The following is a 16,912-nucleotide window of genomic DNA, read 5'->3' as shown; positions in this document are numbered from 1 at the left end:
GAATCAATAGAAAGATATGAAGTACTTAGGTTTTCTCGTTGTTTTCTTTAGCTTTTGTCTAGGGCAGGTGTATGCTGATACCTATCCTGAGGTCGTGTTTGACAATAGTTTGGTGAAAGGGAGTTATGCAAAGAGTAGGGTTCAATATGCTGGATCGAGTTGGGTGGAAAATGTTAACGGACATCTATTGGTGTCAGACACTTTGTTTTTTACACCGGGTAATGCACTTTCTCTTCAATACCTGTCCAATGAACAGGGGCATTGGGATGTTAGTTTACGCTATAGTAGGCAGAAATATCATTATAGGTTTTCTGATAAAGATTTTTTGAGCATACGTCTGTATATAAAGTCAGAAAACACCGGGTTAATTGATTTGCCAAAGATATACATTGGCCAGTCGTATAAGACCTCTGATACGTTAGATATAAGGTCATATGTCGAGGACTTTGAGGTAGGTAAATGGGTGCAAGTCAAAATTCCTACTAGGGAATTTAAAATTTCGAATCTTGACGAACCTATTCAAGGCATACATTTTATTCAAAGTGCGACATCCCGTGATCTACATCACATATTTATTGATCAAGTTGAATTTTTGCCGGCAAAGTATTCCGAAGTCAAGTTAAGTACTAACGCTGTGCTAACGGAAGCTGTAGGTTACGATCGGATCGTTCATTTGAAATGGCAACTTCCCCTGACTCCTAGTATACGTTATATTAAAATTTATAGATCCGAAGATGGGGAGGTATTCAAACCTATAGGGATACGGCCAATTCAGATGCAGTCTTGTCTTGATATCGTTCCAGTTATTGGACAGAAGTATTTTTATAAAATCACTTGGATGGATTACAACTATGAAGAGTCTTTGTTTTCTTCAGTTAAGGAGGCTTCAACCAAGTCTATGGAAAGCGACGCATTGATTACACTCATTCAGATGACTCATGTCAACTATTTTGTGGAGAATTTCGACATTAACAGTGGAATGTATATGCCTTATCGATCGAAGGAAAAGGCTGTGGTCTCCACAAAGGAAACTGCTCCAGCGGTATTGGCACTTTTGATTGGTGTGGAACGTAAATTTATCAGCAGACAGGTAGCACTTAATAGAATTTCCAAGATGACTTATTTTCTGTTACGTGCGCAGAATAGATATGGTGTTTTTCCAGCTTATTTTGATGGTAGAAAAGGTGTGCCTGAATATCGCAGGGGGGTATCTTCCTACGACGTTAATGGAACAGCCTCACTAGTTGAGGCGCTACTGATCGCCAGACAATATTTTTCGGCAGATAACGAGGTGGAGAACGATTTGAGAAATAGAATAACCGCACTTTATGACCATATAAATTGGCAAAAGCTAGTTGTGGAGGGGACTGATAATATTCTTCGTTCTAAGTTAAGTTTGATGGAAGGTGAAGCTGTAGATATATTTAACCCAGCTTCGTTGGTCTCGGGAGCTAATGACGCTTTAAATACTTATTTGTTAGCTATCTCTTCATCTAAATATCCGCTCCCGGCTTCGGCTTACCGTAGCGGGGTTTATAAACAATATGATATAAAACGATACGAGCATATCGAAGAGTTGGATACAGATATCTATTCTGATAGTATTGTGCATGAGCCTCATGGTCTCCTTTCTTTTATGGAAGAAAGAACGGATACAGTGACAGGATTTTCAATTTTTCAACCGTCGACACGTTTTGGTGTGTATCTCCCTTTAGGAGAAATCGGAGGCAGTTTAATGGACTTATATAAGCCTTTTTTGACTATAGAACCACGAGAATTAAGAGATAGTATTTTAGATTGGGATCAGATTTTGGCTTCTTATGTTCATTATGTAAAGCGAAGGGATAATGAATTGGGGGTCGGTACCACGAATAGTGATATTTGGGGGTTTTATCAACATAAGGATAGTGTGGGAAATTATAGAATAAATCCAGCTATAGCACCATCTTCGATTATTGCCGATAGGGAGCTAGGAATAGCTTCTTTATTAGCATTATATGGGCAATATGGGCATATATTGTTTACGGAATATGGTTTTAGATCTTGGTTAGATTTGCGGAATGACGATGTTTCTGATGAATATCTGGCCTTGAATCAAGGTGCAATAGCAGTTATGTTGGAGAATGCTAAGACAGGAATGATATGGAAACTTTATAAAGAGATTCCGGAATTGAAAAAAATTAGAGAGGAATTGTTTTTTAAACAGCAAGAACACATTAACTAAAATTTTTATATATTAGTTTGTGTTTTTGGATAGATTGTTATAATAAGTTATATGAAGAAAATCTTTTTATTTTCAGTGAGTGCGTCTGTTCTGTTTTTTACAGCTTGTAAACAACAACAGATTGTTGTAAATCCCGGAGCTGTCATATCTAAAGACGGAACAGATGATGGATTGAAAAATGTTAAAAGTGAATTTGAAGATGCGTTGAGAACAGACGAAGGGATAAAGTTTACTTTATCGTCGGATGTATTGTTCCCTACGAATTCGTCTTACCTCACAGATAAAGCCAAAGTAGAACTTACAAAATTAGCGAAATTATTGAAAGAGGATAAATCGAAGAAAATTCGGGTAGATGGACATACGGATGCTACCGGAGAAGAGGGGTATAATGTATGGCTTTCGGATAAACGTGCTGCTTCGGTGAAGAAGTATCTGGAAGATGCAGGGGTCTCAGGAGGGAGGATATCTACAAAAGGATTCGGACCATCTAAACCTGTAGCAGACAATAAGAGTGCTGAAGGAAGACAGAAAAACAGACGGGTAGAGGTCACTATTCTACAGTAAAGTCTTTTAGGTTGTGCGCATGTATGTACAACCTAAAAGCTTTTTAATGGATAGGTATTTCGTAAGGCTATTAGATATATAGTTGATCCTATAATCGGAAGAAGAAGTACCAACAAAATCAATAGAATGCGATCTGTTGTCTTTTTAGAGAAATCTCTTTTGAAAATGTCAACTAACGCTAGAATAGCAAAAATTAAGGGAGCCAAGCCCGCTACAAAAAATACTGTAAAAAAGACAATCTCCTGTGTGCCTAAATTTAAAAAAAGTAAATCATTCATAAGGGTTTAATTGTTTGATTCTTTCCTAAGTTACATAAAATTCGAATAAAAATAGGTCGATGCCATTTTTTAACTTTCATTGTGGAAACAATGTCGATAATATCTTAGCTTATTTGAGTATTTTTGTTTTGATTTAGAGGGATAGACTATGTACATTATATTTGATACCGAAACAACAGGGTTACCAAAGCGATGGGATGCGCCAATTACGGATGTAGATAATTGGCCTAGGTGTGTGCAGATTGCTTGGCAATTACACGATGAATTGGGTAATCTAATTGAACATCAGGATTATCTTATTAAACCGGATGGCTTCGATATTCCTTTTGACTCAGAAAAAATTCATGGAATTTCTACGGCATTAGCTACTGAGAATGGAGTCCCATTGCAAGACGTACTTGTCAAGTTTAATGAGGCGCTTTCCAAAGCTAAATTTGTTGTCGGCCAAAATATTGGATTTGATATCAATATTATGGGCTGTGAGTTCTACCGCTATGGGGTAGAATCGCCAATGGCCTCTATGCCTGTACTTGATACGTGTACGGAGGTTACTGCAAATTTATTGAAACTTCCTGGAGGTAGAGGGGGGAGATATAAATTACCGAATCTTACTGAACTGCACTCTTATCTATTTGGTGTTCCTTTTGCAGAAGCACATAACGCGACAGCCGATGTGGAGGCTACGACAAGGTGTTTTTTTGAATTAATACGACAGGATGTCTTTACGGCTGAGGATTTACAGGTCGATACGGGGTATTTCGTCGATTTCAAGAAACAGAACCAGGAACCAATTGCTACTGTTGGTCTTCAACATACGAACTTAAAGGCTGCTTCGGATGCTATTCGCCGACGTGATCAAGGAGATAAAAAGATAGTTGTTGATCAGGGGGCATTAGAGGCATTGAAGAATGCGCCTTTTGCGCATCTGCATAATCATTCTCAGTTTTCGGTGCTTCAGTCAACGATTTCTATTGGAGATTTGGTAGCAGCGGCAGCAAAACATAATATGCCTGCGGTAGCAATGACGGATCACGGGAATATGATGGGGGCCTTTCATTTTGTGAGTAAAGTGCTCGGGCATAATAAAGAGGTCGAAGCAAAGCAGAAGGAGGAGATTGACGGGGGACAGGAACCAACAGGACAGCTGATTAAACCTATTGTGGGGTGTGAGTTTTTTGTTTGTGAGGACCGCAAGGATAAGTCTAGAAAGGACAATGGCTATCAAATTGTATTTTTGGCGAAAAATAAAAACGGATATCACAATTTAGCAAAAATGGCCTCGGCAGCCTATACTGAGGGGTTCTATTATGTGCCTAGGATCGACAAGAGCATTGTCGAGAAATATAAAGATGATTTGATTGTGCTTTCGGGTAATCTCCAAGGTGAGGTGCCCAGTAAAGTATTGAACATTGGTGAAAATCAGGCAGAAGAAGCTTTGGTGTGGTGGAAAGAGCTGTTTGGAGATGATTTTTACATCGAAGTGATGCGACATGGGCAGGAGGATGAGGATAGGGTTAATGAAACCCTGATCAGACTGGCAAACAAGCATCAGGTAAAAATAGTCGCAACTAATAATACGTACTACGTAAATAAGGCTGATGCGCATGCCCATGACATCTTGTTGTGCGTAAAAGATGGAGAGAAGCTCTCGACCCCAAAAGGAAGGGGAAGAGGTTTCCGTTTTGGTATGCCTAATCAAGAGTATTATTTTAAATCTTCTGAAGAGATGAAGAAAGCCTTTGGTAACCTGCCTGAGGCTATTTTGACTATACAGGAGATTTTGGATAAGGTCGAAATCTTTTCGCTTAATAGGGATGTTCTCCTTCCTAAGTTTGATATCCCCGAAGAATTTCAACATGCTGAAGATGATTTGGATGGTGGGAAGCGAGGGGAAAATGCCTATTTGAAGCATCTTACTTATGTGGGAGCGAGAAAGCGTTATAAGGAAATAGATGATCTGATTACCGAACGATTGGATTTCGAACTCGAAACCATTGAACGTACAGGATATCCAGGGTACTTTTTGATTGTACAAGACTTTATTGCTGCTGCACGTGATATGGGGGTCTCTGTTGGGCCTGGACGTGGTTCTGCAGCAGGTTCTGCTGTAGCTTACTGTCTGGGTATTACTAACCTTGATCCGATTCAATATGATTTGCTCTTTGAGCGGTTTTTGAATCCAGATCGGGTATCCATGCCAGATATTGATATCGACTTTGATGATGAGGGACGTGGTCGTGTAATGCAATATGTAATAGACAAATATGGTGCATCTCAGGTAGCACAGATTATTACGTATGGTACCATGGCTGCCAAATCTTCTATAAAGGATACGGCGCGTGTTTTGGATCTGCCTTTGTCAGACGCGAACGAAATAGCGAAGTTAATCCCGAATCTTAAGCTGAGTAAGATTTTCAATCTGGAAGAAAAGGCGCTCAAGGAAGTGCTTCGCACAGAAGAGTTGGATGCGGTGAATCGCTTAAAATCTTTGGCAGATGGGGCCGGACTTGAAGCAGAGACAATCAAGCAAGCGCGTGTGTTGGAAGGATCTATGCGTAATACAGGAATTCATGCTTGTGGTGTGATTATTACGCCTGATGATATTACGAATTTTGTGCCGGTATCGTTGGCAAAGGACTCCGACTTGTATGTTACTCAGTTTGATAACTCGGTGGTTGAGAGTGCAGGATTGCTTAAGATGGACTTTTTGGGTCTTAAGACGCTGACTCTTATTAAGGACACAGTTGCGAATGTTAAACTGAGACATGGTATTGAGTTGGATCCGGATGAGTTTCCTATTGACGATGAGATCACTTACGAACTATTCCAACGTGGAGAGACTATTGGGGTTTTCCAATACGAATCTCCTGGGATGCAGAAGTATATGAAAGAACTGAAGCCGACGGTGTTTGCGGATTTAATCGCTATGAACGCCTTGTATAGACCGGGGCCGATGGAGTATATTCCTTCTTTCATTAAACGTAAGCATGGTATTGAACCTATTGTTTACGATTTGGACGCTTGTGAAGAATATCTGCAAGAGACTTATGGTATTACGGTATATCAGGAGCAGGTCATGCTTTTGTCGCAAAAGCTTGCTGGATTCTCTAAAGGAGACGCTGACGTTCTGCGTAAAGCAATGGGTAAGAAGCAGAAGGCTGTGTTGGATAAAATGAAACCTAAGTTCGTAGAGCAGGCTGTAGAAAAGGGCCATAAAGCGAAGGTTCTGGAGAAGATATGGACTGACTGGGAGGCTTTTGCAAGTTATGCTTTCAACAAGTCACACTCGACCTGTTACGCTTGGGTAGCTTATCAGACCGCTTATCTAAAAGCACATTATCCTGCAGAGTATATGGCTGCGGTACTGTCGAATAACATGAATGATATTAAGCAAGTCACTTTCTTTATGGAGGAATGTAAGCGAATGGGGCTTGCGGTATTGGGGCCTGATGTGAATGAATCTCACTACAAGTTTACGGTGAATGAGCAAGGAGCTATCCGGTTTGGTATTGGTGCGGTGAAGGGGGTTGGTGCAGGAGCAGTAGATACTATTGTGGAGACGCGTAGCGAAGGATTGTATAAATCTATATTTGATTTTGCTAAGCGTATTGATTTGCGCTCGGCTAATAAGAAGGCCTTTGAAAGTTTGGTACATGCCGGTGGCTTTGACAGCTTTACGGATACGCATCGAGCTCAGTATTTCTATAAAGATGGGGATAATACGACTGGGATTGAAAAAGCCATAAAATTTGCGCAGCGCTTTAAGGAAAATGAGCACTCGGCTCAGGCCAGTCTTTTTGGAGGGGGAGCTGCAGCTGAATTGCCAGAGCCTGTTTTGGCGCCTTGTCCTCCTTGGGGATTGATCGAGAAACTTAAATATGAAAGAGATGTCATTGGTATATATTTGACAAGTCATCCGTTAGATAACTATAAGTTTGAGATTAAGCACTTTTGTGCGAATACAGTTCGAGATTTACAGCTGATCAATAAGGTAAAAGCTTCGGAAGTAGAAGAGGAAGTGCTTCTTGAATTTAATCGCATCAAAAATAAAGAAGCTGTTGTCGGTGGTATTATTGCGAATGCGGCACATCGTGTTTCCAAAAATGGTAAACCTTTTGGTTCGTTTATAATTGAGGATTATTCCGACTCTTATGAAATTGCTGTTTTTGGAGAGGATTATGTCAAATTTAAAGGATATCTCCAAGACGGTTATTTCGTACAGATCCGAGGACTGGTGCAAGAACGTTTTAAGCAGGTCGGAAACTGGGGCTTTGAAATCAAGAATATACAATTGCTCTCTGATTTAAGAGAAAAGCTGGCTAAGAGCTTTACTATACAGATTGCTTTGCAGCAGTTGAATGAAGAGGTGGTGAAGCTGATCAATGAGCTGGTACATGCTTCAGTCGAAGAGGGAGAGGTTGCCAATTGTAGCTTGAAGTTTAAGGTAATGGATGTACAGGAAAATATTGTTGTAGAGATGCCAGCCAAAACTATAAAGATTAAAGTGACTAACGAATTGATCGATGAGTTGGAGAATAAAGGAATCCGATATCAATTAAATTGATAGGGTATAGATATTTATTACAATACGATTAGACTACAATTGTGGGCAATTGATTATATTTGTGTTAAATTATAAAAAGAGGATATTATTATGGCATTAGAAATTACAGATAGCAACTTTGAGGAGCTTGTTTTGAAATCCGATAAACCTGTATTGATCGATTTTTGGGCAGAATGGTGTGGTCCTTGTCGTATGGTAGGTCCGGTAGTGGATGAGATTGCAAAAGAATATGATGGTAAAGCTGTTGTTGGCAAGGTGAACGTTGATAACAACCCTGAGATATCAGTACGTTTTGGTATTAGAAATATTCCTGCATTGTTATATTTCAAAAATGGTGAGATCGTTGATAAACAAGTAGGTGCAGTTCCTAAATCGGTATTGACTGAAAAATTAGAAAAGCAATTGTAAAATTTTCTTTTTGGAAACTACATAGAAAAGCATTCAGTAATGAATGCTTTTTTTTGTACACTGTTTTTGTTTCTTAACCTATATTAAGTTCTAGTAAGTCCGTTGCATGTATCTTTGTTATATGAATTTAAGGAGACTGTAAAGATGAAAACTGTTGAACATATTTTTAATCCCAAACCAGCACATTTTGTTGGAGATGGGTTCAGAGTGCACAATTTTATACCGAGTTACGTGCCGATGACAAGGATGAGTCCTTTTATTATGTTGGATTATAACTCTATGTATAATTTTCCAGCTAGCGACATTCCGAAGGGGGTCGGTGTACATCCTCACCGTGGGTTTGAGACCGTAACAATTGCCTATAAAGGTAGAGTAGAGCATGGTGACAGTTCTGGTGGTGGTGGGATTATTGGAGAAGGGGATGTACAATGGATGACTGCAGCATCTGGTGTGTTGCATAAAGAATTTCATGAGACGGAATGGAGTAAACAGGGAGGTGATTTTCAGATGGTGCAGTTGTGGGTAAATCTTCCTGCAAGACATAAGATGGATCCGCCTAAATACCAAGCCTTGATACATGGAGATATCCCTACTTATGCATTAGAAGATAACGAAGGGATTATCGAGGTGATTGCTGGAGAGTATAATGGGATACAGGGGGGAGCTTCGACTTTCACACCATTACATTTAATGAATGCTAAGTTGAATAAGGGGGCGGTCGCAACATTTGATTTCCCCGCGCATTACAATACAGCCTTATTGGTTATTCAGGGAAATGTTATAGTAAACGATACTTTTAAAGCAGGAACAGACAAAATGGTACTATTCTATAACGATGGAGATCAATTTACTGTGGAAGCTGAAGACGATGTGATAGTATTGATTATGAGTGGAGAGCCGATTAATGAGCCGATTGCGACGTATGGCCCCTTTGTGATGAATACTAAAGAAGAGATACAACAAGCGTTTGAAGACTTTAATACAGGTAAGTTTGGAGAATTGGTATAAATAAAAAAGAGCGGTATTACCGCTCTTTTTTATTTTACTTTATACATTTCTTCGCGTTGTGTTTGTACAATATCAGAGTTTATGTATTCGTCATAAGTCATTAACTTATCTATGATTCCATTCGGAGTAAGCTCTATGATGCGGTTTGCAACAGTCTCTGTTAACTCGTGATCTCGTGATGTGAATAACATAGAACCTTTAAAGTCTTTCATGCCGTTGTTGAGTGCTGTAATGGACTCTAGATCTAAGTGGTTGGTTGGTTCATCAAAAATCAAAAAGTTTGCTCCTTGTAGCATCATCTTTGAAAACATACAGCGCATCTTTTCTCCTCCAGACAACACCGATACTTTTTTCATAACCTCTTCGCCAGAAAAGAGCATTTTGCCCAAGAAACCACGGATGAACTGTTCGTCAGAATCAGGGTTGGTTGTGTAATTTCTCAACCAATCGACTAGATTTTCAGAGCTTCCATCAAAAAAGGATGAGTTGTCCATGGGCATATCTGCAGGCGTAATGGTGATACCCCATTTGATGTCTCCTTGGTAATCTTTGTCACGTCCAGCGATGATGTCATAAAATGCAGAAGTAATCAAGGAGTTGGCTCCCAGTACAGCGATTTTGTCGCCTTTGTTGATCATGAAGGTGATGTCTTTGAAGAAGACTTCTCCATTAACTGTTTTGCTCAGCCCTTCTACATGTAATGTTTGGTCTCCAGGCTCTCTGTTCATGGTGTTGAACATGATAGCAGGATATTTACGGTTAGAAGGCTGGATTTCATCGATGTTGATTTTATCCAAGGCTTTCTTACGGGAAGTCGCTTGTTTGGACTTTGAAGCATTGGCCGAGAACCGACGGATGAACTCCTGAAGTTCTTTGACCTTTTCTTCAGTTTTCTTATTCTGATCGGTGCGTTGTTTTAATGCTAGTTGTGAAGATTCATACCAAAAGGAATAGTTACCGGTATAAATGGTCATCTTACCAAAATCTATATCCACTGTATGTGTACATACAGCGTCCAAGAAGTGACGGTCGTGGGATACTACTAGCACAATAGCTTCATAGGAAGCTAAAAAGTCTTCCAACCAAGCAATGGTATTGATGTCCAAGTCATTTGTAGGTTCATCGAGGATCAGGATGTCTGGTTTGCCAAATAGGGCCTGTGCCAATAGGACGCGTACTTTTTGATTACCATCTATTTCTGAAACCAGTTTATAGTGGAACTCTTCTTTGATGCCTAAACTACTCAATAAGGTAGCCGCATTGGACTCTGCATTCCATCCATCCATTTCTGCAAATAAGCTTTCTAGTTCACCAGCACGCTCGCCATCTGCGTCAGAGAAGTCTTCTTTCATGTAGATAGCGTCTTTCTCTTTCATGATTTTGTAGAGCTCTTGGTTTCCCATCATTACGGTCTCTAGGACAGTAAACTCGTCAAAAGCATAGTGATCCTGACTTAGGACTGACATTCTATCTCCAGGAGTAAAAGAAACAGAACCGCTAGTCTGATCGACTTCTCCAGAGATGATCTTCAAAAAAGTTGATTTACCTGCTCCATTAGCACCTATAATGCCGTAACAGTTTCCAGGAGTGAATTTTAAATTGACATCCTCGAATAGCACACGTTTGCCAAAGCGAAGAGATAGATTGGATACATTAATCATGGCGCAAAGATAAGGTTATTTATTTACACCTTATTATTTTATGCCAAATTCTGTTATGATATTTCGCTTGAACTCTATTACTTCAGGTGCTATTTTAAAGCCCTGTCCTCCGAATGCTTTATTGTAGGTATCTATCCGTTCGCCACTTGTGTATCCTCCTTGACTAGCAGCTAGCCCGTCATTGGATAAAAAGAGCAAAGTGCCTAGTTGCACATTGGCTTTGTATGCTAGTTTATTGGCTGATTTCAAAGCATCATCGTAGGCGATTAGGTCTGCTTCACGCAATAGGCTGTCTGCTTTGGAATGGTTGAATTGAATTTGGGAAATGCTGCTTATCTTTGTTTCTAATAGCTTTGCCGTGAGTTCTGTAAACTTGTTGAGGTCATGAAGAACGAAGTCTATTGTTTGTTCCGCTTGAAATCCTACAAACTTATACGTACTGCCTATATATTGATAGTCTTTATTTGCAGATATACTACTTGTTTTAATATCTTCATTTTTCTTTCCAAACTTTTCCAAAATAAGCATGACGGTGTCTACTGTCGCTTGTGTTTCTCGAACAGCTTCCGCCATTTTAGGTTTGGAAAAACTGGCATTTATCGTTAACGTTACTTGATCAGGCATAACCCGGATCTTGCCTTCGCCGCCAACACGAATGCGGTTTTTGCTTTCTGAGTTTCCGTTCCCACAAGAAAATAGTGTGGCGATAATAAGAGCCAATGCTCCTAAAAATAATAATGGTGTGGGAGTTCTAGTCATAAGGTTTTATATTGAAGATGAAATTACATGTTCTTTTCCATAAGTGTTATTTGGAAAAAAACGTCTTTTTTTGTTTGACCTTACCGGGGAATCTTTCTGCATACTGCAATACCAAAGCATTCATATAGTAGTTGCTTACACATTTGTCCTGCTCCGAGATTATATCGCTAGGGTCATTTATTTGGCTATCTGTATGGATGAATCCAAATGCATAGAGCTGATCGTCCGAAAAAAATATGTAAGACTTTTCTTCTAGATTTCTTCCTTGATCGATGATAATAAAGGAATTTCGATTGCTGTTAACGTATTCCAATGCTGCATTTACCATCTCGTTGTAGCTGCTTGGTGGTAGAAGGTTGGTGTAGTCTATATTAGATTTCAGTTCTGGCCTAATTGTACAGAAAGTACACAACTTGTTGTTCAGACCAAACTCTGTAATGAGTTTTAACATCAGGTGGTTCGCTTCTGTAGCTCTTTCAAAGTACTGTATTGCTTTGGCCTCCTTATTAAAAGTCGATACTAAAAGTCTCCTGTATCCTTTCTGATCTTCGTATTCAAAGAGACCGAACTTAGGTTCGAATTTTTTCAAAGCTCTATTATGTATAGGCCAATGCTCTTTGATCATTTTGCATTCCATTAAAAGTGCCATCAACTCCGTGCCGCTTTCTTCAAAGTCAATGCTGAAGATATCATTGATAAAGGATTGTCTTTTTTGTGAAGTATTATTGCCGCTAAAATGGCTCAATACTCTTTTCTTTATGTTAATTGCTTTCCCAATATAAATGATTTTATTACTTCTGTTTCTAAAGAGGTAGATTCCAGGTGATTCGGGAAGATTGAAAAAGTCTTCCTGATTGATATGTGTGGGCAACTGCTGCTCTTTTGTTTTCTTAAGTGTGGTCGGAACCACTGCGTCATGGTCATTTCGCAACAACATCTCGAATAAGGTAACTGTAGCCTCAGCGTCTCCCATGGCGCGATGACGTTGGTAAATAGGGATTTCTAGATTTTGACAGAGCTTCCCTAAGCTGTAAGAAGCGAGATTTGGAAATATTTTTCGTGATAGACGTACCGTACAAAGCTTTTGGGATTTCCAATCGTAACCCGCTTTTTTTAGTTCTTTACTAAGAAATGAGTAATCGAAATTAACATTGTGGGCTACAAAGATCCGTTTGTGAAGTAATGCATGTACTTTTTTCGCTATCTGTTTGAAAGTAGGTGCATCTTCTACCATTTCATTACTAATGCCTGTTAAGGATTGTATATGAAATGGGATTGGCGTATCTGGATTGATTAGTGATTGAAACTTATCCACTACGTGTTGACCATTATGTATAATAATAGCGATTTCTGTCATTCCATTGTCTCCAGCGTAAGATCCTGTTGTCTCAATATCGACTATTGCGTATTCCATGTTTCAAAAATACTAATAATGTTAGCTGTTTGTTTAGGTATTATTTGTTAATTTTAGTGTTATGAAAAGACTTACTATTTTATTGATCGCTATTTGCCTGTCTATTATGGCTGTACAGGCTCAGGGAAAAAAAAATGTTTTCCATACGTTGCCTATTTATGGGAAATATTTTGATACCCCAGAGCAATTTCATCGTGTAGATACCTTAAGGTACGGCAATATGCCAAAGAATGTCAAAAACCTATACACGAATAGTGCGGGGATGTTTGTGACTTTTAGATCTAATACTTCGGAGTTGTATGCGAGGTGGTGTGTTACCGATAGAAAAGTAGGGCTTAACCTGACCGCGATTGCTAACAAAGGGCTTGATGTTTATATTAAAAATGAAAAAGGCAAATGGCAGTATGCGGGTTCAAAAGGAACTGTTAAAACCTGTGAAGAAACACTTGTCTTGGAAAATCTCGACTCAAAGGAAAAAGAGTTTTTAGTCTATCTGCCTCTATACGATGAGACCAAGTCTTTGGAGATCGGGATAGATGAAGATGCAAGTTTTCAACCTCTAACCAATCCTTTTAAGAGAAATATAATTATATACGGGTCTAGCATCGTTCATGGTGCTTCAGCAAGTCGACCAGGTATGGCTTACCCCGCAATATTATCGAGGCGTACAGGTTATAATTTTATAAATTTTGGAATAAGTGGAAATGCAAGAATGGAGAAAGAAGTGGTGCATATGCTGGCAGATGCAAATCCAGATATGTTTATTCTTGATTGTGTACCTAATTCTTCACCCGAACAGGTGACGGATCGAACCTCTTATATAGTTACTTATTTAAGGGAGAAGCATCCTAATACGCCGATTGTTATGATTCCATCTGTTATAAGGGAACTCAGTTATTTTAATCAAAACTGGAACAAGCGAAATCATTTACAGAATGCTAATTGGAAAGCTGAATATAATAAACTTATAGCTAAAGGGATTAAAGCGTTGTATTACCTCGATAACTCTAGTTTATTAGGGGAGGATCATGAAGCAACTACAGACGGTACACATCCTAATGATTTAGGATTTATGCGGATGGTTGAACAAATTGAACCTTTCGTCCTCGATGTGCTGAAAAAGCATAATATACATTAGAGCAAGAGAAAAGGCTAAGTATTTACTTAGCCTTTTCTCTTGCACGAAAAATTTAGAATTCTTTTCTTCCTGGATATTCTTGAAGCGCTTTTTCTAAACAAATTAGCGCTCGTTTTAGATCGTCTTGATTCAAGACATATGCCAAACGGACTTCGTTTAAACCTAAACCTGGTGTGCTATAGAATCCGGTGGCTGGTGCCATCATTACCGTTTCATTTTCGTAGCTGAATTTTTCTAGCATCCATTGACAGAATTTATCGGCATTGTCAATTGGTAATTTGGCTACTACATAGAATGCGCCTCCTGGATTAGGACAGAATACACCATCAATTTTGTTTAAGCCTTTGACTAATGTGTCTCGACGCGTTGTATATTCTTTTGAAACAGCCTCAAAATAAGAATCCGGCGTGTCTACAGCTGCTTCGCCGGCTATCTGTCCCTCTAGTGATGGGCTGAGACGTGCCTGTGCAAATTTTAAAGCAGTTTGATAAAGGCCTTTGTTTTTCGTGATGAGACACCCGATGCGTGCACCACAAGCCGAATAACGCTTGGAAACGGTGTCCAATACGACAACATTATTTTCAAGCCCTTCTAGATGCATTGGAGAAATAAATTCACGACCATCATAGCAGAACTCTCTATAGGCTTCGTCTGAGAATAGGTATAAATCGTATTTGATACAGATTGCTTTTAACGCCTCAAGTTCTTCACGTGAATAAAGATATCCTGTAGGATTGTTTGGATTACAGATAGCAATTGCTTTCGTTTTTTCCGTAATTACTTTCTCAAAATCTGCGATAGAGGGTAATGCGAAGCCTTTTTCGATATGGGAGACGATTGGTTTTATAACAACATCCGAAGAACAAGCGAATCCATTGTAATTTGCATAAAAGGGCTCGGGGATGACTATCTCTTCTCCTGGGTTTAGACAGGCTTGCATGGCAATGGTAATAGCTTCGGAGCCACCATTCGTAACTAAGATATCTGTCGGTGCTATATTGTAATTGAGCTTGTTGTAATAGCTGGCTAGTTTTGTTCTATAGGAAGCTGTGCCTTCTGAGGGTGTGTATGCCCATACTTTAAAATCAATGTTTTTTAAGGCATTAAGCATGACATCCGGCGTTTGGATGTCTGGTTGGCCGATATTCAGGTGATATATTTTTTTTCCTTCCTTCTTTGCTTGATCTGCAAATGGAGTAAGCTTTCTTATTGGAGAGGCTGGCATATCCATGCCTTTTTGTGATATCTTTGGCATAATAACTAAAAATTTTTATTTAAAATGGTGAACAAAGATACGAAAAGCGTACTTATAAAAAAGCCGTATTAGTTGTAACTAATACGGCTTTTTTGTTATGTTTTATTTTTATTCTACATTTCCTTTTACGGTCAATGTTTTTACAGGAGTTTTGGTGTTAGACTTGACGGTAAATGATTTGGTAAAAGGACCTTTAGTTGCGGCATTATAAGTGACTTTGATCTTGCCGGAGTCTCCTGGTTTTATGGGAGCTTTGGAAAAATCAGCGACAGAGCAGCCGCAAGATGGAGCTACTTCCGAAATAATGATTGGCGCATCACCTATATTAGTGAACGCAAATTCGAAGCTAGCGGGTTTGTTAAAAGGTATTGTTCCAAAATCGTGCGTTTCTTTCTCGAATTTGAATTCGCCCACCGCGACTGCCATCGCCGATAATGAAATGAAAGCGATCAATACGGTTGCTATACTTAATAACTTTTTCATGTTTTACTAAATTATATCGTTTTGTTCTAAATTTATCTTCAATAGATATGCCAAATGTAGTTTTTTATCTTAACATATTTTAACTGTCGCATTAAACAACAATATTTTTACAATTTATGCTAATTTCATCTTGGACTCTATTGGTTAAGTATAGTTTAAATTATTCCTTCTTTAAGTAAATCCTGTATGTGTATTATCCCCGCGTAGTTTCCCTGTTTCGTAACTAATAATTGCGAGATGTTATTCTCTCTCATTTTGTGTAAGGCATTTGCAGCCAACTCTTCCGCTTCGATTTCTTTCGGTTTTTTCGACATGATATCGATAGCTTTCAATCGAGATATATCGTCATGATTCTCTAGCATTCTTCTGATATCTCCGTCGGTTATGATGCCTATAATCTGTTGGTCGGCTATAACAGCAGTAGCACCTAGACGGTATTTGGTTATGGTTATGATGAGCTGTTTTATAGAATCTTGTGTATGAACGCTGGGTCTAGCATTAAGGTTGGCGACATCGCCGACTTTGAGATACAGTTGCTTTCCTAAGGCACCACCCGGATGATATTTAGCAAAATCTTTGTCTGTAAACTGCCTCGCTGTCTGTAGACATACTGCTAATGCGTCTCCTATCGCTAATTGGGCAGTTGTACTTGTTGTAGGGGCTAGATTGTTTGGACATGCTTCTCTGTCTACTGTGGTGTCCAATATATGGTCTGCCTGTTGGGCAAGATAGGAGTTGATATTTCCGACTATCGCTACCAGTTTATTGTTGGTCTGTTTTAAAAAAGGAATTAAAACTTTGATCTCAGGAGTGTTTCCACTTTTCGATATAGCTATGATCAGATCATCCTGTTGGATGATGCCAAGGTCTCCATGTATTGCATCTGCAGCATGCATAAAAATAGATGGGGTACCGGTAGAATTTAGTGTGGCAACTATTTTTTGAGCGATTATAGCACTTTTTCCTATACCCGTGAGGATCACCCGTCCTTTTAGCGTTAAAATGAGCCGTATTACTTCAACAAAATCATCATTGATTCTGCTGGCTAAATTAAGCACAGCCTTAGCTTCTAATTCGAGGACTTCGATGGCCTCTTTTTTTATTTCTGAATTGCTTTTCACGGAAAATATGCCTATTTTTATAATACAATTCACAA

The 16,912-nt window shown here is 39.1% G+C and carries 13 protein-coding genes; 6 read left to right on the top strand and 7 right to left on the bottom strand.

Translation table 11 applies throughout. The features are described from left to right. Positions 1–16 precede the first annotated feature (16 nt). Complete coding sequence (locus JKG61_RS07385; protein ID WP_202102322.1) at positions 17–2,224, top strand: glucoamylase family protein; 2,208 nt, start codon at positions 17–19, stop codon at positions 2,222–2,224. A gap of 51 nt (positions 2,225–2,275) precedes the next feature. Further along, on the top strand, positions 2,276–2,788 hold the full coding sequence (locus tag JKG61_RS07380) for an OmpA family protein (protein ID WP_202102321.1): 513 nt from the start codon (positions 2,276–2,278) through the stop codon (positions 2,786–2,788). 32 nt (positions 2,789–2,820) lie between these two features. Here the strand turns inward: JKG61_RS07380 and JKG61_RS23285 are convergent, their stop codons facing one another. Then, positions 2,821–3,066: a PLDc N-terminal domain-containing protein gene (locus JKG61_RS23285; RefSeq protein ID WP_202102320.1), complete on the bottom strand. Its 246-nt coding sequence runs from the start codon at positions 3,064–3,066 to the stop codon at positions 2,821–2,823. A 148-nt stretch (positions 3,067–3,214) separates the two neighbouring features. Between JKG61_RS23285 and dnaE the strand changes: the two genes are divergently transcribed. The 3 genes from dnaE (at position 3,215) to JKG61_RS07360 (ending at position 9,046) form a co-directional block, all read left to right on the top strand. Next, complete coding sequence (gene dnaE, locus JKG61_RS07370; protein ID WP_202102319.1) at positions 3,215–7,630, top strand: DNA polymerase III subunit alpha; 4,416 nt, start codon at positions 3,215–3,217, stop codon at positions 7,628–7,630. A gap of 90 nt (positions 7,631–7,720) precedes the next feature. Further along, the gene (trxA, locus tag JKG61_RS07365) at positions 7,721–8,038 is read left to right on the top strand and encodes a thioredoxin (RefSeq protein ID WP_021070119.1); all 318 of its coding nucleotides are present in this window, start codon (positions 7,721–7,723) and stop codon (positions 8,036–8,038) included. Between the two features lie 144 nt (positions 8,039–8,182). Then, complete coding sequence (locus tag JKG61_RS07360; protein ID WP_202102318.1) at positions 8,183–9,046, top strand: pirin family protein; 864 nt, start codon at positions 8,183–8,185, stop codon at positions 9,044–9,046. Positions 9,047–9,075: 29 nt separating this feature from the next. On the opposite strand, the gene JKG61_RS07355 is transcribed toward JKG61_RS07360, so the two are convergent. Genes JKG61_RS07355 through JKG61_RS07345 form a run of 3 tightly spaced genes read right to left on the bottom strand, consistent with a single transcriptional unit; the run spans position 9,076 to position 12,880 of the window. Next, positions 9,076–10,707: an ABC-F family ATP-binding cassette domain-containing protein gene (locus JKG61_RS07355; protein ID WP_202102317.1), complete on the bottom strand. Its 1,632-nt coding sequence runs from the start codon at positions 10,705–10,707 to the stop codon at positions 9,076–9,078. A gap of 33 nt (positions 10,708–10,740) precedes the next feature. Continuing rightward, a complete protein-coding gene (locus tag JKG61_RS07350; RefSeq protein WP_202102316.1) occupies positions 10,741–11,466 on the bottom strand; it encodes an SIMPL domain-containing protein in 726 nt (241 codons plus the stop codon). 46 nt (positions 11,467–11,512) lie between these two features. Then, positions 11,513–12,880 (bottom strand): exonuclease domain-containing protein, encoded by a 1,368-nt coding sequence (locus tag JKG61_RS07345; protein WP_202102315.1) that lies wholly within the window; start codon positions 12,878–12,880, stop codon positions 11,513–11,515. A gap of 61 nt (positions 12,881–12,941) precedes the next feature. Between JKG61_RS07345 and JKG61_RS07340 the strand changes: the two genes are divergently transcribed. Further along, positions 12,942–14,018 (top strand): SGNH/GDSL hydrolase family protein, encoded by a 1,077-nt coding sequence (locus tag JKG61_RS07340; RefSeq protein ID WP_202102314.1) that lies wholly within the window; start codon positions 12,942–12,944, stop codon positions 14,016–14,018. A 52-nt stretch (positions 14,019–14,070) separates the two neighbouring features. Here the strand turns inward: JKG61_RS07340 and JKG61_RS07335 are convergent, their stop codons facing one another. The 3 genes from JKG61_RS07335 to JKG61_RS07325 form a co-directional block, all read right to left on the bottom strand. Continuing rightward, positions 14,071–15,273 carry a pyridoxal phosphate-dependent aminotransferase gene (locus JKG61_RS07335; RefSeq protein WP_202102313.1) on the bottom strand — a complete coding sequence of 401 codons (1,203 nt, stop codon included), beginning with the start codon at positions 15,271–15,273 and terminating at the stop codon, positions 14,071–14,073. A gap of 108 nt (positions 15,274–15,381) precedes the next feature. After that, on the bottom strand, positions 15,382–15,756 hold the full coding sequence (locus JKG61_RS07330; protein WP_202102312.1) for a DUF1573 domain-containing protein: 375 nt from the start codon (positions 15,754–15,756) through the stop codon (positions 15,382–15,384). A gap of 155 nt (positions 15,757–15,911) precedes the next feature. Then, complete coding sequence (locus JKG61_RS07325) at positions 15,912–16,877, bottom strand: KpsF/GutQ family sugar-phosphate isomerase (protein ID WP_202102311.1); 966 nt, start codon at positions 16,875–16,877, stop codon at positions 15,912–15,914. Positions 16,878–16,912 lie beyond the last annotated feature (35 nt).

Origin of the sequence: Sphingobacterium faecale (assembly GCF_016746095.1) — a bacterium.
Taxonomy (GTDB): Bacteria; Bacteroidota; Bacteroidia; order Sphingobacteriales; family Sphingobacteriaceae; genus Sphingobacterium; species Sphingobacterium faecale.
Note: the sequence above shows the minus strand (reverse complement) of the source record. Positions and strands in the feature narration are given on the sequence as shown.